This window comes from uncultured Microbacterium sp. (assembly GCF_963528945.1).
Lineage (GTDB): Bacteria > Actinomycetota > Actinomycetes > Actinomycetales > Microbacteriaceae > Microbacterium.
Genome location: NZ_CAURWX010000001.1, coordinates 1,170,155 through 1,189,476, shown reverse-complemented (window position 1 = coordinate 1,189,476; position 19,322 = coordinate 1,170,155). Strand labels below are relative to the sequence as shown.

Genomic DNA, 19,322 nt, shown 5'->3' with positions numbered 1-19,322 from the left:
ACATCAGACGAGGAAGGGACCGGCCATGTCCGACGGTGATGAGAAGTACTGGTACAACCTCGAGACGGGGGCGGTCGAGTTCGGCATGATCTCGCCGTCGGCGGACCGCGTGGGTCCCTTCGACACCGAGGCCGAGGCGGCCCGTGCCCCCGAGAAGCTGCAGGAGCGTGCGCGCGCCTGGGCCGACGAGGAAGCCGCCGAATCGGGCTGGGACCAGAGGAAGGGCCAGGGCGCCGAGTGAGCATGGACAAGCAGAGGGACTTCGTCCTGCGGACGATCGAGGAGCGCGGCGTCAAGTTCGTGCGCCTCTGGTTCACCGACGTCATCGGCACCCTGAAGTCGGTCGCGATTGCGCCGGCCGAGGTCGAGGGCGCGTTCGCCGAGGGGATCGGCTTCGACGGCTCCGCGATCGAGGGTCTGACCCGCAGCTACGAGTCCGATCTGCTCGCGCAACCCGACCCGACGACGTTCCAGACGCTGCCGTGGCGCGGGGAGATCGATCCGACCGCCCGCATGTTCTGCGACCTCACCACCCCCGACGGTCAGCCGGCCGTCGCCGACCCCCGTCATGTGCTCAAGCGCACGTTGGCGAAGGCCGCCGACGCGGGGTTCACCTTCTACACGCACCCCGAGATCGAGTTCTACCTGCTGAAGTCGTCGACCTACGGACCCGAGGGTCCCGTCCCGGTCGACTCGGCGGGCTACTTCGACAACGTGCCGGGAGGCACGGCGCACGACTTCCGTCGGCGTTCGGTCCGGATGCTCGAAGACCTCGGCATCTCGGTCGAGTTCAGCCACCACGAGGGCGGCCCAGGCCAGAACGAGATCGACCTGCGCTACGCCGACGCCCTGACGACCGCGGACAACGTGATGACGTTCCGCACGGTCATCAAGGAGGTCGCGATCGAGCAGGGCGTGTACGCCACGTTCATGCCGAAGCCGCTCAGCGGTCACCCCGGCAGCGGCATGCACACGCACATGTCGCTCTTCGAAGGCGATCAGAACGCGTTCTACGAGGAGGGCGCGAAGTACCAGCTCTCCAAGACGGGTCGCCACTTCATCGCGGGTCTGCTGCGCCATGCCAACGAGATCTCTGCGGTGACCAACCAGTTCGTCAACTCGTACAAGCGGCTGTGGGGCGGAGACGAGGCCCCGAGCTTCGTCACCTGGGGGCACAACAACCGCTCGGCCCTCGTGCGCGTGCCCATGTACAAGCCGAACAAGGGGCAGTCGTCGCGCGTCGAGTACCGCGCACTCGACTCCGCCGCGAACCCGTACCTCGCGTACGCCCTGATGCTCGCCGCCGGTCTGAAGGGCATCGAGGAGGAGTACGAACTGCCGCCCGAGGCCGAGGACAACGTGTGGTCGCTGAGCGACTCCGAGCGCCGCGCGCTCGGGTATGCCTCGCTGCCCGCGAGCCTCGACCACGCCCTGGAGTACATGGAGGAGTCCGAACTCGTCGCCGAGACGCTCGGCGAGCAGGTGTTCAACTACGTGCTCCTCAACAAGCGCAAGGAGTGGGAGGCGTACCGCGGCCAGGTCACGCCGCTCGAGCTGAAGAACAACCTCGAGCTGCTCTGAGCCTGCGCATGGCCCGTCCGGACGATTCCGTCTCGCTGTCCGCGCTGGCCCGGCTCGGCTTCGACGAGCTCGGTGAGGCCCGCGCGGCCCTCGCCGAGCTCGCCGAGCTGGTCGGGCGCGACCGTGCGACGCTGCTCGCCGAGGCGGATGCCGCCGATCCCGATGCGGCGGTGCGCGGCATGCTGCGCGTCGCGCGGCGCGATGCGGGGCCCCTCGCCGAGCTCCTCGACGGCGGTGCCGCGCAGCGGCGGGTGTGGCGGGTGTTCGGCGCCTCCGAGGGGCTCGCCGACTTCTTCCTCCGGCATCCGTCCGAGCTCTCTGTTCTGGCGGAAGCATCCGAGACGCTGCCGAGCGCCGAGGCCCTGCACGCGTCGCTGCTCGCCTCGGTGGGGGCCGTCGACGGGTTCGCGCGCGCGGGAGGCGACGAGGAGGTGGTCGCCCTCCGCGTCGCATACCGCCGCGCGTTGGCGGCGATCGCGGCATTCGATCTCACGCGCGCTGCGCCGGTCGAGGTCGTCGCCGGTGTCGCAGCGGCGCTCGCGGATGCCGCGGGTGCGGCCCTGGAAGCCTCGCTCGCCGTGGCTCGCGCGCGCGTCGCCGAGACGACCGATCGTGCGGAGGTGGCGGCGACGCGCCTGTCGATCATCGGGATGGGCAAAGCCGGGGCGCGGGAGCTGAACTACGTCAGCGATGTCGACGTCATCTTCGTCGCCGGCACGGCGGACGAGGAGGTGGTGAGCGAGGCGCGAGCCGTCGACCTCGCCACCCGACTCGCCCGGGAGACGATGCGCGGACTCAGCGGCATCGAGACCGAGCCGCCGCTGTGGGAGGTCGACGCGAACCTGCGCCCCGAGGGCAAGCAGGGCGCACTCGTGCGCTCCCTGGGGTCGCATCTGGCGTATTACGACCGGTGGGCGAAGAGCTGGGAGTTCCAAGCTCTGCTGAAGGCCCGGCCGCTGGCCGGCGACCCGGTCCTCGGAGGCGACTACATCGCGGCCGTGCAGCCGAAGGTCTGGTCGAGTGCCGCACGCGAGAACTTCGTCGACAGCGTGCAGCGCATGCGCGAGCGCGTCACCGAGCACATCGATCCGAACGACGCCGACCACCAGCTGAAGCTCGGCCGCGGGGGACTGCGCGACATCGAGTTCACCGTGCAGCTGCTGCAGCTCGTCCACGGCCTCACCGACCCGACGCTGCGCACGCGGGGCACACTCGACAGCCTCGAGGCGCTCGTCGAGGGCGGGTACATCGGTCGCGCCGAGGCGACGGCCTTCGCCGACGACTACCGCGTGCTGCGCCTGATGGAGCACCGACTGCAGCTGCGCGAGCTCAGCCGTACGCATCTGCTGCCCCGTACGCCCGACGGTCTGCGCGTGCTCGCCCGCGCGACGGCCCTCGCCGACGACGGCCCGGGGATCTGGGCGCGCTGGGAGGCGGTGCGCCGTCAGGTGCGCGACATCCATGTGCGCCTCTTCTACCGGCCGCTGCTGAGCGCGGTGGCGGCGCTTCCCGAGGGGGAGCGCTCGCTCTCGACCGCGCAGGCGCACGACCGTCTCGCGGCGATCGGGTTCCGCGACCCGGCGGGAGCGCTGCGTCACATCGGCGCGTTGACCACGGGGCTGAGTCGCAAGGCCACGATCCAGCGACACCTCATGCCGGTGATGGTGCGCTGGTTCGCCGACGGCAGCGACCCCGACTACGGCCTCATCGCCTTCCGTCGTATCAGCGAGCGACTGGGCAGCACCCACTGGTTCCTGCGGATGCTCCGGGACTCGTCCGGTGCGGCCGAGAGCCTCACCCGCCTGCTGTCGTCGTCGCGCTACGTGGGCGAGCTCATGGAGTGGATCCCGGAGTCGGTCGCCTGGCTCGACAGCGCCGAGCTGCTGCGGCCCCGGAGCGCGAGCGCTCTCGACGACGAGGCGCGTGCCATCCAGATGCGCCACGGCACGGTCGCCGACGCCCTGCGCGCGGTCCGGGCCCTGCGTCGTCGCGAACTGCTGCGCACCGCGATGGGGGGCGTGCTCGACGTTCTCACGATCGAACAGGTCGCCACGGCTCTCACCGACATCACCTCCGTGACCATCCAGGCCGCCCTGCGGGCGGTGCGTCGCGAGGTCGTTCCGCCCGAAGACGATGCGCTCGACTTCTCGGTCATCGCGATGGGCCGGTTCGGGGGTGCGGAGCTGGGCTTCGGATCGGATGCCGACATCCTCTACGTGTACGACCCGAACGGTGTCGAGCCGGAACGCGCCCAGGCCCTCGCCGCGAAGATCGTCGCCGGACTGCGCGAGCACCTCACCGATCACCGCCTGCCGCTCGAACTCGACGCCGGTCTTCGCCCGGAGGGGCGCAGCGGGCCGCTCGTGCGGTCGCTGGCGGCGTACGCGACCTATTACCGCCGCTGGTCCCTGTCGTGGGAGGCCCAGGCTCTTCTCCGCGCGCGGGGAGTGGCAGGGAGCACGAAGCTCATCGCGCGGTTCATCGAGCTCGCCGACAGCATCCGCTACCCGGCCGACATCGATCTGCAGGGCGTCCGCGAGATCAAACGGATCAAGGCCCGGGTCGAGGGGGAGAGGCTCCCGCAGGGCGCCGACCCTCGTCGCCACCTGAAACTCGGACCCGGCACGCTCAGCGACGTCGAGTGGCTCGTGCAGATCATCCAGCTGCAGCACGCGCACGCGGTTCCCGCTCTGCGGACCACGTCGACGCTCGATGCGCTGGCCGCCGCCGTCGACGCCGACCTGATCCCGTCGGAGGCGGCGGAGCGTCTGCGCGAGGCGTGGCTCCTCTCCAGCCGGCTCCGGTCGGCCATCACGATCCTCACCGGATCGACCAGCGACGTGCTTCCGGCCGATCGGCGCCAGCTCGATGCGATCGCGCGCATCCTCGGCTACCCCGATCGATCGGCGACGCAGCTCGAAGAGGACTTCCTCGGCGTCACGCGGCGTGCGCGCAAGGCATTCGAGCACGAGTTCTACGGCTGAGGCCGTGTCGACTTGCGGTGGCCGCCCCCGCGCCACAAGCTTGGCCTCATGAGCGTTTCGAGCATCGGCATCGTCTGGAATCCCTCGAAGATCGATGGGGAGGCGCTGCGGTCCGCGGTCGACCAGGTCTTCGGCGAGAACGCCCCGATCCGGTGGTGGGAGACGACGATCGAAGACCCGGGACAGGGCATGGCTCGGGCGGCCATCGCCGACGGGTGCGAGGTCGTGGTCGCCGTGGGCGGTGACGGCACGGTGCGCGCGGTGGCCGAGGGGCTGGCCGGAACCGAGGTCGCGCTCGGCATCGTGCCCCAGGGCACGGGCAATCTGCTCGCCCGCAACCTCGGCGTGCCCTTGACGACGATGACCGCCGCGCTCGAACGCGTGCGCGATGCGACCCCGCAGCACATCGACCTCGGCTGGGTCGAGCTCGACGGCGAGGAGCGCGCCTTCACCGTCATGGTCGGGTTCGGCATCGACGCGCAGATGCTCGTCGAGACCAACGACGACCTGAAGGACCGGGCGGGCTGGCTGGCGTACGTCGAGGCCATGGGTCGGGCCCTGCAGGGCACCGAGATGACCGACATGGTCATCGAGATCGACGGCGGAGAGCCCGAAGAGGTCCGCGGGCACACCATGCTGATCGGCAACTGCGGCATGCTGCAGGGCGGCATCCGTCTGCTGCCCGACGCGCAGCTCGACGACGGCCTGCTCGACATCCTGCTGGTGAGTTCCGAAGGCGCGCTGCAGTGGATGAGCACGCTCCGCACGGTCGTGTGGGACAACGGCATCCGCCGCGCCCTCACCGGCAGCGACGAGGCGGTCAGCACCGACTCCGCCCAGCACCTCGCGGTCGAGAGCATCTCGGTGCGGCTCGCTCAGCCCCTCGTCTTCGAGATCGACGGCGAGGAGATGGGCGAGGTCACCGAGTTCGCGGTGCGGGTGCAGGCGGGCGCACTCACGGTGCGGTGAGCGCGGGCGGCGCCTTCTTGCGGTCCTGAGCGGGGAAGACGACCTTCTGCACGATGATGATGATGCTCGCCGCGACGGGGATGGCGACGAGCGCACCGAGGATGCCGCCCAACGCGCCGCCGGCCACCGCGGCGATGACCACGAGGGCCCCGGGCACGGCGACGGCCTTGTTCATGATGCGCGGCGAGAGCACGTAGGCCTCGATCTGCATGTAGACGAGGTAGTAGATGATGGCGATGAGCGCCGTCACCGGACTGACGAACAGGCACAGCAGCGAGTTGATGATCGAGGCCGCCAGCGTTCCGACCAGGGGGATCATCGACCCGATGAAGGCGATCAGCGCCAGCAGGGCGGGTACCGGGGCACCGATGAGGGTCAGGAAGATGAGGCTCAGGATGCCGTTGACGAGCGCGAGGCTCGCCTGGCCCATGACGTAGCGGCCGACGGCGCCCGAGACGTCTTCGAGGATCTCGCGGAACGTGTCGCGCTGGTAGGCGGGCACGAAGCGCGTCGCGACGTTCTTCATGCTGCGCAGCGATGCCATGAAGTACAGCGTGAGGATGAGCACGATGGTCACACCCGTCACGCCTCCGGCGATGCCGGCGCCGACGGCGAACACCCCTCCGCTGATGTTGAGGATGTTCCCCGGGTCCTGCACGAAGGTGAGCACACCCTGCGCGGCGTCTTCGAGGGTCGAGCCGAACTGCGCATTCACGTCTTGGAACCAGTCGCTGGCCATGAAGTCCTGCACCATCTTCGGTCCGTCGTCGATGAGGTTCGTGACCTGCTCGACGAGCAGCGGGACGATCGAGAGGATGATGCCCACGAAGGCGAGCAGCACGACGGCCACCACGATCGCGATCGCGGCGGGACGGGGGAGCTTGCGTTCGATGAGCCGCACGATCGGGTCGAGACCGAGCGCCAGGAACACGGCGACGCCCACGTAGACGAGCACGGTGGCGAGCTGACCCACGATGCTGCCGATGAGCAGGGCGACCAGCACGCCGAGCGCGCCGAGCAGGCCGAACATGAAGGGGTTCGTGCGGGCGGCGGCCGTCACCGATTCGACCCGACGCGAGGTTCGCGCCTCGGGGGGACCCGTCTCGATGGTGGTCGTCTGTGCGAACAGCCTCTTGCGACGCATGTGGTTCCCTCCGTGATGCCGACCTCTCAGTGTGTCGACGCCGACGGCACCCGGTCAAGCCGGGAGCCGGGGCTTGCGCAGACGCCGTTGAAGGGGAACGTGATCGGACCTATTGCGACGAGGATGCCGGGGGAGGACGATCGACGTATGACGAAGTACCTCCTCTCCTTCCCCGCCGCGGCGATGCAGCTCACCGAGGAGCAGTTCCCGGAGGTGGTCGCCGACAGCCACACGGTCATCGAGGAGGCCAAGGCGGCCGGGGTGTACGTGTTCGGCGGGGGGATCGATGCGGAGGTCGCTCCCGTGCTCGTCACGGGCCGCGGCGCGGTGAGCGACGAGACCTATCCGGATGTTCGGATCGACGGCGGCTTCCTGGTGCTGGAATTGCCGAGCCGTGCCGAGGCGGTCGCCTGGGCCGCCCGCGTCGCTGCGGCGTGCCGCTGCCCGCAGGAGGTGCGGGAGTTCGGATACGACCCGGCCAGCTGAGCTCGGGCACGCGTCGGCATGGAAGGCTGGGGGCATGAGCTCCCTCGCCGATCCGCGCTCGTACGACCTCGACGACGTGCGGCGGCGCGTCCTGCACGAACGCGCCGGGGAGGTCGACGACAGCATCCCCGAGTTGGCGGCCGCCGATCCCGACCTCGTCGCCCTCGCTCTCGTCACCGTCGACGGTGACGTCAACGCCAGCGATCAGGCCGATGTGCGTGTGAGCATCCAGTCGGCGGTGAAGCCGTTCCTCTTCGCGCTCGCGTTGCAGGACACCGGAGGCGACGCCCTCGATCGCGTGGGTATCGAGCCCACGGGGGAGGCTTTCGACGCGATCAAACTCGAGAGCGGCACCGGGCGTCCGCCGAACCCGATGGTGAACGCCGGCGCGCTCCTCACCGCATCGCTTGTCGACGGCGCCGACGCCGAGGGCAGGGCCGAGCGCATCCTCACCGGCCTCTCGGCGTTCGCGGGACGTGAGCTCGACGTCGACGAGGGCATCGCCGAGAACGAGCATCTGCTCGGAGACCGCAACCATGCGCTCGCCCATCTCATGCGCGCCGAGGGCACGCTGGCCGAGAGCGCCGACGACGCGGTCGCCGTGTACGCCCGCGCCTGCGCCGTGCGTGTCGACGCGCGCGACCTGGCGCAGATGGGCGCCACCCTCGCCGGCGGTGGCCGCAACCCCGTCACCGGGGTGCAGGTGGTCGACCCCGCAGTGGCCCGTGATGTCGTCGCGGTCATGGCGACGTGCGGCGTGTACGACGGTTCCGGACGATGGATGCGCCAGGTCGGCGTGCCCGCCAAGTCGAGCGTCTCGGGCGCGATCGTGCTCTCCGCGCCCGGTGTGCTCGGAGCGGCGATCATCAGCCCGCCGCTCGACCCGCGCGGAACGAGCGTGCGCGGCCACATCGCGAGCGACATCCTCAGCGAGGAACTCGGTCTGCACGCCTTCCGGATGCCGCCGCCCGGCGCCCGGTGAACGCGAGAGCGCCCCGCCGGCCGAAGCCAACGGGGCGCTCTCGAGCGTGCGTGATCAGACGCCGAAGTACAGCTCGTACTCGAACGGGTGCGGACGCTGCGCGATCGGCAGGATCTCGTTCTCGTACTTGTACGAGATCCACGTCTCGATGAGCTCCTCGGTGAACACGCCGCCCTCGAGGAGGAACTGGTGGTCAGCGCGCAGCGCCTCGAGCGAGTCGAGCAGCGAGTTCGGCACCTGCGGGATGCCCTTGGCCTCCTCGGGCGGCAGCTCGTAGAGGTCCTTGTCGACGGGCTCGTGCGGCTCGATGCGGTTCTTGATGCCGTCGAGGCCCGCCATGAGCTGCGCCGCGAAGGCGAGGTACGGGTTGCCCGAGGCATCCGGCGCGCGGAACTCGATGCGCTTGGCCTTCGGGTTCGAGCCGGTGATCGGGATGCGGATGGCGGCGGAACGGTTCCCGGCCGAGTAGACCAGGTTGACCGGCGCCTCGAAGCCCTTGACCAGGCGGTGGTAGCTGTTCAGCGTCGGGTTGGTGAACGCGAGGATCGCCGGCGCGTGAGCCAGGATGCCACCGATGTACCAGCGAGCGAGGTCGCTGAGCTGGCCGTAGCCCGCCTCGTCGAAGAAGAGCGGCTTGCCGTCGTTCCACAGCGACTGGTGCGTGTGCATGCCCGAGCCGTTGTCGCCGTAGAGCGGCTTCGGCATGAAGGTCGCGACCTTGCCCCACTCCTCGGCGGTGTTCTTGACGATGTACTTGAACTTCAGGATGTCGTCGGCCGCGTGCACCATGGTGTCGAAGCGGTAGTTGATCTCCTGCTGGCCGGCGGTGCCGACCTCGTGGTGCGAGCGCTCCAGGATGAACCCGGCGTCGATCAGCTTGAGCGTGATGTCGTCACGCAGGTCGGCCGTCTTGTCGACCGGGCTGACGGGGAAGTAGCCGCCCTTGTACGGGGTCTTGTTGGCGAGGTTCCCGCCCTCCTCCTCGCGACCGGTGTTCCACGCGGCCTCCTCGGAGTCGACCTTGTAGAAGCTCTCGCCGGCGGTGACGGAGTAGCGCACGTCGTCGAAGATGTAGAACTCCGCCTCGGGGGCGAAGAATGCGGTGTCGGCGATGCCGGTGGAGGTGAGGTACTTCTCGGCCTTCTTGGCGACCTGACGCGGGTCCTTCGAGTAGATCTCACCCGTACGCGGGTTGTAGATGTCGAAGATCATCACCAGGGTGCTCGCCTCGCGGAACGGGTCGACGTATGCCGTCGTCACGTCCGGGATGAGCTGCATGTCGGACTCGTGGATGCTGGCGAATCCGCGGATCGACGAGCCGTCGAACAGCTGCCCCTCGGTGAAGAAAGCCTCGTCGACCGTCGACGCGGGGATGTTGAAGTGCTGCTGCACACCCGGGAGGTCGGTGAAGCGGATGTCGAGGAACTTGACGTCGTTCTCTTTGATGTACGCGAGAACCTCGGACGAATCTTTGAACATGTACGACTCCTGAGATGCGGATCGATGGCTTCGGGGCCACTGTGCACAGTACGGACGGGGGATTACCCCACGGTATCCGCATTGTTTCCGGCGTGTTACGGAGCCGCGCCGGTCGGGCCCATCCCGGGCGCTCGGTAGGCTGGGGGAGTGACGGATGCTGTGAACTCCTACCCCGGTGAACGACTCGGTCTGCCGGAGTCGGGTCCGGGGAGCATCGGCCGTCCCGGTCGTCGCATCGGCGCCCTCGTCATCGACTACGTCGCCGCCACGATCATCGCCACGGCCTTCTTGGGTTACGACCAGTTCGCCCTGCCGACCGAGGCGGGTCTCACCCAGTTCGCTCCGATGGCGGTATTCGCCGTCCTGCAGATCCTCTTCATCCCCACGGCCGGCGGCAGCCCGGGTCACCGCATCCTGGGTATGCGGGTCGTGCGGCTCGACGGGGGATGGGTCGGCCTCTGGCGTCCGATCGTGCGCACTCTGCTGCTGATCGTGGTGGTGCCCGCTGTCGTGTGGGACGCCGATCAGCGCGGACTCCACGACAAGGTCGTCGGTACGGTGCTCATCCGCGCCTGAGCGCCGGGCCTCGCGTTGAGCTCGAACCGGAGACGCTCAGAGCCGTCCGCGGTTGCGCCGGCGCGTCTCGCGCGGCGCCCGTGCGCCGAGGAACGACCGCGCCGGATCGACCGAGAAGCCCTGTCGCAGCGCCTCACGGCCGATGAGCATGCGGAAACCCATCTCGTCACGGTTGCTCAGCGTCACTTCGGCCAGCACCTCGCGGTCGACGAGACGGATGAGCAGCTCCACCACGAGCCGCTCCTGCGCGTGGCCGGACGAGCTGCGCACCTCTCGGCGGTCGTGGATCGGCAGCTCGACCACGACGGCATCCTCCTGGCTGTCCTGCCAGGGCTTGACCTTGAACCGCACCCACGGCTCGCCGTCCTGAGTGAACTCGTGCACGTCGAAGGCGTGCAGCGAGGAGGTGCGCGCTCCGGTGTCGATCTTCGCCTTGATCCAGTCGACACCGAGATCGGGCAGGCTGACCCACTCTCGCCACCCCGTAAGGGTGTTTGAATGGGATGTCGGCGTCACCCCACCATCCTGGCAGGAAAACCCCCGTGAAGATCGCAGTGCTCTCCCGTGCGCCCCAGGCGTACTCCACCCAGCGCCTCCGTGCGGCGGCCCTCCAGCGCGGACACAACGTGAAGGTGCTCAACACCTTGCGTTTCGCGATCGACCTGACCGCCGACGAGCCCGACCTGCACTACCGCGGTCGGCAGCTCAGCGACTACGACGCCATCCTGCCGCGCATCGGCAACTCGATCACGTACTTCGGCACGGCCGTCGTTCGTCAGTTCGAGCAGATGGACGTGTACACCCCGAACACCGCGAACGGCATCTCCAGTGCGCGCGACAAGCTGCGCGCGAACCAGATCCTCTCGCGGCACAACATCGCGATGCCTCCGACGGCGTTCGTGCGCAATCGTGCAGACGTGCGGCCGGCGATCGAGCGCGTGGGCGGCGCGCCCGTCGTGATCAAGCTGCTCGAGGGCACCCAGGGCATCGGCGTCATCCTCGCGCCGCAGGTGAAGGTGGCCGAGGCCATCATCGAGACCCTGCACTCGACCAAGCAGAACGTCCTGATCCAGAAGTTCATCGCCGAGAGCCGTGGCCGCGACATCCGAGCGCTGGTCGTCGGCGATCGGGTGGTCGCGGCGATGCGGCGCTCTGCGGCCGGCGACGAGTTCCGGTCGAACGTGCACCGCGGCGGCTCCGTCGAGGCGATCGAGCTCGATCCCGTGTACGAGCGTGCCGCCGTGCGCTCCGCCCAGATCATGGGCCTCCGTGTCGCGGGCGTCGACATGCTCGAGGGCGAGGACGGGCCGCTCGTGATGGAGGTCAACTCCTCTCCGGGGCTGCAGGGCATCGAGACGGCCACCAAGCTCGATGTCGCCGGCGCCATCATCGACTACATCGCCGGGCAGGTGGCGTTCCCCGAGATCGACGTGCGCCAGCGTTTGACGGTGTCAACCGGGTACGGCGTGGCGGAGCTGATGGTGCACGGCGCCGCCGATCTGGTGGGGAAGACCCTGGGCGAGGCCGGGCTCTGGGAGCGCGATATCACGGTGCTCACGCTGCATCGGGGCGTCAGCGTGATCCCCAACCCGCGCAAGCACATCGTGCTCGAGCCCGATGACCGCCTGTTCTGCTTCGGCAAGCTCGAGGAGATGCGGTCGATGGTCCCGGAGCGCCGTCGCCGCCGCGCGAAGGTGCGGCGCCTGCCGCGTCAGCCGCTCTCGGAGTGACAGACGCCCGCCGGGCGGGACACGGGAATGAGAAGAGCGCGGCCGCCTCGTGAGAGGTCGGCCGCGCTCTTCGTCGTCCGGAGTGTGGATCAGCGCGGACGCTGCGCGCGCACCTTCGTGGGGTCGATGCCCTTCGGAATCGGCAGCGAGGAGAGCGACTGCGAGACCGACTCGATGCGTCGGATGACCGCGGCCATCGTGGCCTTGTCGATCGCCTTCGGCAGCTTCTTGATGGTCTTCGCGAGGTCGGCGATCGCGACGTCGTCGTCACCGTGCCCGACGTAGAGCACGGTCACCGGCACGCCGTGGGCCACGCGCTGCGCCTTGCTTCGCTCCTCGTTGATCAGACGGGTGAGGCGCCCGCGGGCGCCCTCACCGACGACCACGATCCCCCCGCGGCCGACCGCGCGGTACACGGCTTCCTGGGTCTTGGGGTTGATGCCGACCGGGGTGTCGGAGGCCTGCCAGCTGCGGCCGAGGCTCGTGCTGATCACGTGGCCGGTGGCACCCGGCATGCCGTCGATCTTGGTGTACATCGCCGAGGTCGACAGGCGCGTCATGAGGAACATCGCGCCCAGCACGCCCGCCATCAGGCCCGTGAGGCCCCAGAGCAGGAGCGTCCACCACTGGAGCGGCGGGATCAGGTAGCCGACGACGAGTCCGATGAGCACGCCACCGACGAGGATCGCGAGCTGCGCCCACGGCAGCCAGGGGTAGGCCTCCTTGGTGAACCGGAAGAGGGACTTGATCTGGGAGAAGAACCCAGGACGCTTCTCGGGTTCGGGAGTCTTTGCCATGACATCCAGCCTACCGACTCGGCGGGGCGTGCACGTCGCCGTTCGCGCCGGGCGGAGCGGGTGTGCGGGGCGCTCACTCGTCCTGCACAGGGGACCACATTCCCGATTCGCTCTCACATCCGTCGTCGATCGTTCCGACGGATGCCCCGACCCCGTGTGATGGAGGCATGACAGACGTCCACCTCGGGGAGAAGGCGCTTCCGCTCCTGTCGGAAGCGCACCGGGTCGTCCGAGCGCTCGATGCGTCAGACGGCCCCTTCGTCGGGCTGCTCGTCACCCGTGGGGACGGTGTGGCGGTGCAGCTCGACGCGGGGCGCCTGGCGGGGTGGGACGGCTGGCGCTTCGCCGGAAGCGAGCACGTGCTTGGTCCGCTCGACCTCGTGCGTCGTTCCGACGGACACGACGTGCTGGTGCCCTGGTGCCCCGAGACGGTCGCCGCCTGGGTGGGACGATCCCTCTCCGGCGGCGTGCCGCTGCATGCCGGGCAGTGCGTGACGGTGGCCGCGAGTGTGCTGCGGGGAATCGACGAACTCGGCGTTGCAGCCGCCGAGACACGGGGGAACTGGTGGGTCACGAGCGACGGTCGTCCAGTGTTCGTGTTCGGTGAGGGTGACGACCCTCGCGTGGGTGGGGCACGCGTGCTGTCGGCTCTGGCCGACGGATGCCGCGACAAGGCGATGGGGCGCCTGCTCGCGGCCGTGAGGCTGGGCCTGGAGGAAGACCTCGAGCGCCCCGGCGTGCCACCCGCGCGCATCGAGCGGTGGGAGCGGGACCTGTTCGAGCTCGCGGCACCGCGTCCGCTCCGAGGGGAGGCGGGCGTCGCTGGGGAGGTGGCCGTCCGTGGGGAGGCGGTTGTCGGCGGGCTGAGGGGAATCGGTGGGGCGGCGGGTGCCGGTCGGGCGAGGGGCGACGGTGGGGCGGCGGTTGTCGGCGGGGTGAGGGGCGTCGGTGGGGCGGCGGTTGTCGGCGGGGCGAGGGGAATCGGTGGGGTGGCGGGTGCCGGTCGGGGTGCCGAGGCGGACAGGGACACCTCGGGGGCAGCACCCGAGACCTCCCGCCGCACGGAGGGGGCGCCACGCTGGGGAGGGATGGTGTCGCGTACGGGCGCGGTGCCGCGGGCGGGCGGGGCGCGGCGACCGGCGACGGTCGCCGCTACCCGCCGGACGGCGGCGCCGCGAAGTCGCCGCGCAGCGAGAAGGTCCGCCGGTCTCTCGCACCTTCGCGAGCGGGTGGCACGGGCGTGGTTCGAGCGTCGCGACCGTCTCGAAATCGTGCGAACGGGCCGGAGCTCGCAATCCTCCGTCGACGCGCGCGGGTCCGGGGAAGCCGGCCGACGCGGTCGACGTCGCCCCCGGCGACGGGTGCTCGTGCTCGCGGCGGGGGCGGCGGGCGCCGTTCTCCTCGTGGGGCTGCTGCTGCCGGACGGGGGGAGCGACGAGGCGTCCGCGACGCCGGACCGTCCCGTGTCGGTAACGGGCGCGCCCGCGCCCACCGCCGAACCTCCGTCGCCGCGGGCAGACCGCGAGGCATCCGTCGGGGATGCGGATCCGGCGGTGGCGGCGACGGCGCTTCTCCGCGAAGGTGACCGATGCCGATCGCAGACGCAGCCGACCTGCGACGAGTTGGTCGTCGATGGTGCGGCAGACACGACTGCTCTGCGTGAGGAACTCGGATCGGTGGGCGAGACGCTCCCGACGACGCAGCTGGTCGACGAGTACGGCGACATCGCGGTCATCCGTGCCACGGGATCGGGTGACAACTCATCAGCCGGATCGCCCGGGCATCAGGGCGAGTGGATCCTGGTGCTGGCGCGCACAGACGAAAAATGGCTGGTCCGCGACGTGTACGACGTCGCGGACCAGCCATAGGGTGCTGCGGGTCAGGCTCCGAGCTGCGCCGCGAACTCGGCCGACTCGAGGCGAGCCTTGACGGCGCCGAGGAAGCGGGCGGCGTCTGCACCGTCGATGATGCGGTGGTCGTACGACAGCGCGAGGTAGACGTACGAACGGATCGCGATCGCGTCGCTGCCGCCGACCTTGACCAGGCCGGGACGCTTGACGACCGTGCCGGTGCCCAGGATCGCCGACTGCGGCAGGAAGACGACGGGCGTGTCGAACAGCGCGCCGCGCGAACCCGTGTTGGTCAGCGTGAACGTGCCGCCGGCGAGCTCGTCGGGCTTCAGCTTGTTGTCACGCGTGCGTGCAGCCAGGTCGGCGATCTCGTGCGCGATCTGCGCGATGTTCTTCGACGCGGCGTCGCGCAGCACCGGCGTGAGCAGGCCACGCTCGGTGTCGACCGCGATCGACACGTTCTCGGTCGCCGGGTAGGTGATCTGGTCGCCGTCGACCGTCGCGTTGACGATCGGGAACGCCTGCAGGGCCTCGGCGGCCGCGAGAGCGAAGAAGGGGAGGAACGACAGCTTGTCGCCCGTCTTCTCGAGGAACGACGCCTTCACGCTGTCGCGGTAGTCGGCGAGAGCCGTGACGTCGACCTCGACGACCGTGGTGAGCTGCGCGGTCTGCTGCATCGACTCGACGGCGCGCGACGCGAGCACCTTGCGCAGACGCGACATCGGCTGAGTGGTGCCGCGCAGCGGCGACACCTCGAGCTTCGGGGCGGCCGGCGCCGCCTGAGCGGCGGCCGCCGGAGCGGACGGGGCCGACTCGGCGGCCTTCAGCACGTCTTCCTTGCGGATGCGGCCTCCGACACCGGTGCCCGTGACCGAGGCGAGATCGACACCCTGCTGCGCGGCGAGACGGCGAACGAGCGGCGTCACGTAGATCCCGTCGGAACCGGAGTCGTCGGCGGGAGCCGCCTGCTGCGCGGGAGCCGCCTGCTGCGCGGGAGCCGCCTGCTGGGCGGGGGCGGCCTGCTGTGCGGGAGCGGCCTGCTGAGCGGGTGCGGGAGCGGCCTGCTGCGCGGGAGCCGGCTGCTCGGCCGGCGCGGACTGCTCCGCAGCGGGCGCGGGAGCCGTCGCAGCGCCGGAACCGATGCGCGCGAGCACCGAGCCGACGGCGATCGTCTCGTCTTCGGCAGCGAGGATCTCCTGCAGCACACCGGCGATCGGCGAGGGGATCTCGGTGTCGACCTTGTCGGTCGAGATCTCGAGGAGCGCCTCGTCGACGGCGACCTCGTCGCCGACCTGCTTGAGCCAGCGGGTGACGGTGCCCTCGGTCACGCTCTCGCCGAGTTCAGGAAGGACGACGTCCTTCGCGTCGGCCTCGGGAGCCGACGTCGTGGGTGCCTGCACGGGAGCCTCGGGCTGAGCCGGGGCCTCGGCCTGCGCCGCCGGAGCGGGCTCGGCGGGGGTCTCTTCGGCGGCCGGGGCAGCACCTGCCGGGGCATCCGATGCCGGTGCTGCCGCGCTGCCGTCGCCGATACGGGCGAGCATGGCGCCGACCTCGACGGTCTCGTCCTCGGCGACGAGGATCTCCTCGATCACCCCGGTGACGGGGGAGGGGATCTCGGTGTCGACCTTGTCGGTCGAGATCTCGAGCAGGCCCTCGTCCGCCTGCACAGTGTCACCCACCTGCTTCAGCCAGCGGGTGACCGTACCCTCGGTAACGCTCTCTCCGAGCGGGGGGAGGATGACGGATGTGCTCATGACGGAGTCTCCTTCAGGAAGTTGTTCGACGCGTGTCTAGCTTAGTGACCCGCGTGGGGGTTGGTGTTCAGAGGGCGTGGAGGGGTTTGCCCGCGAGGGCCAGGAATGCTTCGCCGAGCGCTTCGCTCTGCGTCGGGTGGGCGTGGATGAGGGGTGCGATGTCTTCGGGGTGCGCTTCCCACGCGACCGCGAGCTGACCCTCGGTGATGAGTTCGCCGACCCGGTCGCCGAGCAGGTGCACCCCCACGACGGGTCCGTCCTTCAGACGTACGACCTTGACGAGACCCGCGGTGCCGATGATCTCGCTTTTGCCGTTGCCGGCCAGGTTGTACTCGTAGGCGACGACCGCATCTGCGCCGTGCGACGCGATCGCGTCGGCCTCGGAGATGCCGACGGAGGCGACCTCGGGGCTGGAGTAGGTGACCTTGGGGATCTGCGTGTCGGGAACGACCGCGGGCGAGAGACCCGCGATGCGTTCGGCGACCGCGATTCCCTGCTGGAAACCGCGGTGGGCGAGCTGAAGGCCGGGCACGATGTCGCCCACCGCCCACACGCCGGGAGCGCCGGTGCGGAGCCCCTCGTCCACGACCACATATCCGCGATCGAGCGAGACGCCGGCCTGCTCGAAGCCCAGGTCGGCGGTCACAGGGCCGCGTCCGACGGCGACGAGCAGGTAGTCCGCGACGAACTCCGTGCCGTCTTCGAGCGTCACGGTGACCGAGGAGGCGTCCTGAGTCGCCGACTGGAAGCGCGTTCCCAGCGAGTAACGAATGCCGCGGCGGCGGAAAGCACGCTCGAGACCCTTGCTCATGGCCGCATCCTCGTTGGGCACGAGGTGGGGCAGCGCCTCGACGATCGTCACGTCGACCCCGAAGGAGCGCCAGACGCTCGCGAACTCGACCCCGATCACTCCTCCGCCGAGGATGACGACGCGCTCGGGAACCTCGTCCAGTGCGAGAGCCTGCTCGCTGGTGAGGATCCGTCCGCCGATCTCGAGGCCGGGAAGCGTGCGACTGTACGACCCGGTCGCGAGGATCACATCGGTGCCGACGTAGACGTCGTCTCCGACGGCCACGCTGCGGTCGGGGTTCAGCCGCCCGGCGCCATGCACGGTCGTGATGCCGCGGGCCTTCACCAGGCCTTCGAGGCCCTTGAACTTCTTCGCGACGATGCCCTCGCGGTACGCGCGCACGGCGACGGGGTCGATGCCGTCGAACGTCGCGCCGACGCCGACCGATGCGGCATCGCGGACGTGATCGGCGACCTCGGCCGCGTGCAGCAGAGCCTTGGTCGGGATGCATCCGCGATGCAGGCAAGTTCCGCCGACTTTGTCCTTCTCGATGAGCGCGACCGACTTCCCGAGCTCGCTGGCGCGCAGCGCCGCCGCGTATCCGCCGCTCCCGCCGCCCAGGACCACGATGTCAAAGGTGTGCGTCGTCATGTCAGGCCCCCGTGACCGCGGACTCGGCGAAGGCGACGATCGAGCGCACGGTCGCGCCCGTCGGACCCTTATCGGTGAAGCCGTGGGCCCCGCCGCCGTTCTCGCCGGAACCGGCGATGTCGAGGTGTACCCACGGGATGCGCGGAGCGTCGTCCGCGTCGGACACCCGACCGACGAACCGCCGCAGGAACAGGCCGGCGAACGAGGCGCCGCCGGCCCGGTCTCCCATGTTCGCGTTGATGAGGTCGGCGATGGGGGACTCGAGCGTGTCTTCCATGTAGTCCGGCAGCGGCATCCGCCAGGCGGCCTCGTCGACCGACGCGGCCGCGTCGAGGTACCGCTGCACGGTCTCGTCGTCGCCCATCACGCCGGTGTGCCGGTGGCCGAGGGCCATCACGATCGCGCCCGTGAGCGTGGCCACGTCGAGGATGATGTCGGGGTTCTCGCGGCTCGCCGCGACCAGACCGTCGGCCATCACCAGGCGGCCTTCGGCGTCGGTGTTCACGACCTCGACGGTCGTTCCGTCGAGCATCCGCAGCACGTCGCCCGGTCGTGTGGCGCGACCGGAGGGCATGTTGTCGGCGATGCAGAGCCATGCGGTGACGCGCACCGGGAGGCCGAGCGTCGCGATCGCGCGCAGGGCCGCCAGGCTGGTGGCGGCGCCGGCCATGTCGAACTTCATGCCGACCATCGAGGCCGCTGGCTTGAGCGACAGTCCACCGGTGTCGAACGTGATGCCCTTGCCGACGAGCGCGATGTGCGTCGAGGCGTCGGCGGGTGCGTAGTCGAGGCGCACGAGACGCGGCGGCCGGTCCGAGCCCTGACCCACCCCGAGGATGCCGCCGAAGCCCTGCTCCGCCAGGTCGTTCTCGTCGAGGACCTGCACGGTGACGTCGAGGTCTGCCACGCTCTCGGCGGCACTCCGCGCGAGGTCGTCGGGGCTCTGCCACTCGGCCGGTACGTTCACGAGATCCTTGACCAGCGCGACGGCCTCGCCGAGGGTCTGCGCGCGGTGCACCGCGTCGTCGTCGAGGTCGGCGTGGAGGACCACCGACGTGGCGCGCGCGGGGGCCTTCTTCGTGCGGTAGCCGTCGAAACGGTGTCCGCCGAGCACGGCGCCCTCGGCAGCGGCGACCGCGAAGCCCTCGAGGCTCGGAGCGAGCCCGATGGCGACGGTGTCGAAACCGGTGAGGCTCCGCACCGCGGTGCCGACGGCGTTGCGCACCGCGTCGGACGAGGCGTCGTTGCCGATCCCGACCACGGCGAGCGGCACCGTGCTCACTTCGGGCGCATGCACCCGGGTGAACGACGAAGGGGATCCGGTGAAGCCCACGGCGGTGAGGGCGTCGGCGAGACCGGGGTAGCCGTCGAACGAGGCGGGGGAGCCATCGAGGGAGGGGACGACGAGCACTGCGGCGTCTGCAGCGCTCCCGGGGAATGAGTCGGTGGTGTGCGACAGCACGGGAAGCGTCATGCCCTCCATCCTAGGGATGCCGGGTGCGGCGCGGCGCGGCCCTCCATGGGCGTGTTCGCTCTCAGCAACATGAGC

16 protein-coding genes are annotated in these 19,322 nt (G+C 70.0%); 9 read left to right on the top strand and 7 right to left on the bottom strand.

The window, feature by feature from the left end:
- The first annotated feature begins 25 nt into the window (after positions 1–25).
- Genes RWS82_RS05610 through RWS82_RS05595 form a run of 4 tightly spaced genes read left to right on the top strand, consistent with a single transcriptional unit; the run spans position 26 to position 5,534 of the window.
- The gene (locus tag RWS82_RS05610; RefSeq protein WP_314647697.1) at positions 26–241 is read left to right on the top strand and encodes an SPOR domain-containing protein; all 216 of its coding nucleotides are present in this window, start codon (positions 26–28) and stop codon (positions 239–241) included.
- Between the two features lie 2 nt (positions 242–243).
- Positions 244–1,581 (top strand): glutamine synthetase family protein, encoded by a 1,338-nt coding sequence (locus RWS82_RS05605; RefSeq protein ID WP_314647696.1) that lies wholly within the window; start codon positions 244–246, stop codon positions 1,579–1,581.
- 8 nt (positions 1,582–1,589) lie between these two features.
- On the top strand, positions 1,590–4,565 hold the full coding sequence (locus RWS82_RS05600) for a bifunctional [glutamine synthetase] adenylyltransferase/[glutamine synthetase]-adenylyl-L-tyrosine phosphorylase (protein ID WP_314647695.1): 2,976 nt from the start codon (positions 1,590–1,592) through the stop codon (positions 4,563–4,565).
- Positions 4,566–4,613: 48 nt separating this feature from the next.
- Positions 4,614–5,534 (top strand): diacylglycerol kinase family protein, encoded by a 921-nt coding sequence (locus RWS82_RS05595; RefSeq protein WP_314647694.1) that lies wholly within the window; start codon positions 4,614–4,616, stop codon positions 5,532–5,534.
- Here the strand turns inward: RWS82_RS05595 and RWS82_RS05590 are convergent.
- Positions 5,521–6,678: an AI-2E family transporter gene (locus RWS82_RS05590; RefSeq protein WP_314647692.1), complete on the bottom strand. Its 1,158-nt coding sequence runs from the start codon at positions 6,676–6,678 to the stop codon at positions 5,521–5,523. The genes RWS82_RS05595 and RWS82_RS05590 overlap by 14 nt on opposite strands.
- 147 nt (positions 6,679–6,825) lie before the next feature.
- Here RWS82_RS05590 and RWS82_RS05585 point away from each other — a divergent pair, with 147 nt between their 5' ends.
- Both RWS82_RS05585 and glsA read left to right on the top strand, forming a co-directional pair.
- A complete protein-coding gene (locus RWS82_RS05585; protein ID WP_314647690.1) occupies positions 6,826–7,164 on the top strand; it encodes a YciI family protein in 339 nt (112 codons plus the stop codon).
- A gap of 34 nt (positions 7,165–7,198) precedes the next feature.
- Positions 7,199–8,146, top strand: a complete 948-nt coding sequence (gene glsA / locus RWS82_RS05580; protein ID WP_314647689.1) for a glutaminase A — start codon at positions 7,199–7,201, stop codon at positions 8,144–8,146.
- 54 nt (positions 8,147–8,200) lie between these two features.
- Here the strand turns inward: glsA and glnA are convergent, their stop codons facing one another.
- Positions 8,201–9,625, bottom strand: coding sequence for a type I glutamate--ammonia ligase (glnA, locus tag RWS82_RS05575; protein WP_314647687.1), 1,425 nt, complete (start codon positions 9,623–9,625; stop codon positions 8,201–8,203).
- 147 nt (positions 9,626–9,772) lie between these two features.
- Here glnA and RWS82_RS05570 point away from each other — a divergent pair, with 147 nt between their 5' ends.
- The gene (locus RWS82_RS05570) at positions 9,773–10,201 is read left to right on the top strand and encodes an RDD family protein (RefSeq protein ID WP_314647686.1); all 429 of its coding nucleotides are present in this window, start codon (positions 9,773–9,775) and stop codon (positions 10,199–10,201) included.
- Between the two features lie 36 nt (positions 10,202–10,237).
- Here RWS82_RS05570 and RWS82_RS05565 read toward each other — a convergent pair whose 3' ends face one another.
- Complete coding sequence (locus RWS82_RS05565; protein ID WP_314647685.1) at positions 10,238–10,717, bottom strand: ATP-dependent zinc protease; 480 nt, start codon at positions 10,715–10,717, stop codon at positions 10,238–10,240.
- Between the two features lie 26 nt (positions 10,718–10,743).
- On the opposite strand from RWS82_RS05565, the gene RWS82_RS05560 reads away from it, so the two are divergent.
- Positions 10,744–11,931: a RimK family alpha-L-glutamate ligase gene (locus tag RWS82_RS05560; RefSeq protein WP_314647684.1), complete on the top strand. Its 1,188-nt coding sequence runs from the start codon at positions 10,744–10,746 to the stop codon at positions 11,929–11,931.
- A gap of 89 nt (positions 11,932–12,020) precedes the next feature.
- On the opposite strand, the gene RWS82_RS05555 is transcribed toward RWS82_RS05560, so the two are convergent.
- The gene (locus tag RWS82_RS05555; RefSeq protein ID WP_314647683.1) at positions 12,021–12,728 is read right to left on the bottom strand and encodes a DUF4191 family protein; all 708 of its coding nucleotides are present in this window, start codon (positions 12,726–12,728) and stop codon (positions 12,021–12,023) included.
- A gap of 167 nt (positions 12,729–12,895) precedes the next feature.
- Here RWS82_RS05555 and RWS82_RS05550 point away from each other — a divergent pair, with 167 nt between their 5' ends.
- Positions 12,896–14,596 (top strand): hypothetical protein, encoded by a 1,701-nt coding sequence (locus RWS82_RS05550; protein WP_314647682.1) that lies wholly within the window; start codon positions 12,896–12,898, stop codon positions 14,594–14,596.
- Positions 14,597–14,607: 11 nt separating this feature from the next.
- Here the strand turns inward: RWS82_RS05550 and sucB are convergent, their stop codons facing one another.
- The 3 genes from sucB to RWS82_RS05535 all read right to left on the bottom strand — a co-directional run bounded on the left by sucB (position 14,608) and on the right by RWS82_RS05535 (position 19,247).
- Complete coding sequence (sucB, locus tag RWS82_RS05545) at positions 14,608–16,332, bottom strand: 2-oxoglutarate dehydrogenase, E2 component, dihydrolipoamide succinyltransferase (RefSeq protein ID WP_314647680.1); 1,725 nt, start codon at positions 16,330–16,332, stop codon at positions 14,608–14,610.
- 67 nt (positions 16,333–16,399) lie between these two features.
- Complete coding sequence (lpdA, locus tag RWS82_RS05540; RefSeq protein WP_314647679.1) at positions 16,400–17,773, bottom strand: dihydrolipoyl dehydrogenase; 1,374 nt, start codon at positions 17,771–17,773, stop codon at positions 16,400–16,402.
- Position 17,774: 1 nt separating this feature from the next.
- Positions 17,775–19,247 (bottom strand): leucyl aminopeptidase, encoded by a 1,473-nt coding sequence (locus RWS82_RS05535; RefSeq protein ID WP_314647676.1) that lies wholly within the window; start codon positions 19,245–19,247, stop codon positions 17,775–17,777.
- Positions 19,248–19,322 lie beyond the last annotated feature (75 nt).

What these genes read in the sequence shown, in the direction of transcription:
- RWS82_RS05610 (WP_314647697.1), top strand. Translation starts at nt 26, where the DNA reads ATGTCCGACGGTGATGAGAAGTACTGGTACAACCTCGAGACGGGGGCG.
- RWS82_RS05605 (WP_314647696.1), top strand. Translation starts at nt 244, where the DNA reads ATGGACAAGCAGAGGGACTTCGTCCTGCGGACGATCGAGGAGCGCGGC.
- RWS82_RS05600 (WP_314647695.1), top strand. Translation starts at nt 1,590, where the DNA reads ATGGCCCGTCCGGACGATTCCGTCTCGCTGTCCGCGCTGGCCCGGCTC.
- RWS82_RS05595 (WP_314647694.1), top strand. Translation starts at nt 4,614, where the DNA reads ATGAGCGTTTCGAGCATCGGCATCGTCTGGAATCCCTCGAAGATCGAT.
- RWS82_RS05590 (WP_314647692.1), bottom strand. Translation starts at nt 6,678, where the DNA reads ATGCGTCGCAAGAGGCTGTTCGCACAGACGACCACCATCGAGACGGGT.
- RWS82_RS05585 (WP_314647690.1), top strand. Translation starts at nt 6,826, where the DNA reads ATGACGAAGTACCTCCTCTCCTTCCCCGCCGCGGCGATGCAGCTCACC.
- glsA (WP_314647689.1), top strand. Translation starts at nt 7,199, where the DNA reads ATGAGCTCCCTCGCCGATCCGCGCTCGTACGACCTCGACGACGTGCGG.
- glnA (WP_314647687.1), bottom strand. Translation starts at nt 9,625, where the DNA reads ATGTTCAAAGATTCGTCCGAGGTTCTCGCGTACATCAAAGAGAACGAC.
- RWS82_RS05555 (WP_314647683.1), bottom strand. Translation starts at nt 12,728, where the DNA reads ATGGCAAAGACTCCCGAACCCGAGAAGCGTCCTGGGTTCTTCTCCCAG.
- RWS82_RS05550 (WP_314647682.1), top strand. Translation starts at nt 12,896, where the DNA reads ATGACAGACGTCCACCTCGGGGAGAAGGCGCTTCCGCTCCTGTCGGAA.
- sucB (WP_314647680.1), bottom strand. Translation starts at nt 16,332, where the DNA reads ATGAGCACATCCGTCATCCTCCCCCCGCTCGGAGAGAGCGTTACCGAG.
- lpdA (WP_314647679.1), bottom strand. Translation starts at nt 17,773, where the DNA reads ATGACGACGCACACCTTTGACATCGTGGTCCTGGGCGGCGGGAGCGGC.
- RWS82_RS05535 (WP_314647676.1), bottom strand. Translation starts at nt 19,247, where the DNA reads ATGACGCTTCCCGTGCTGTCGCACACCACCGACTCATTCCCCGGGAGC.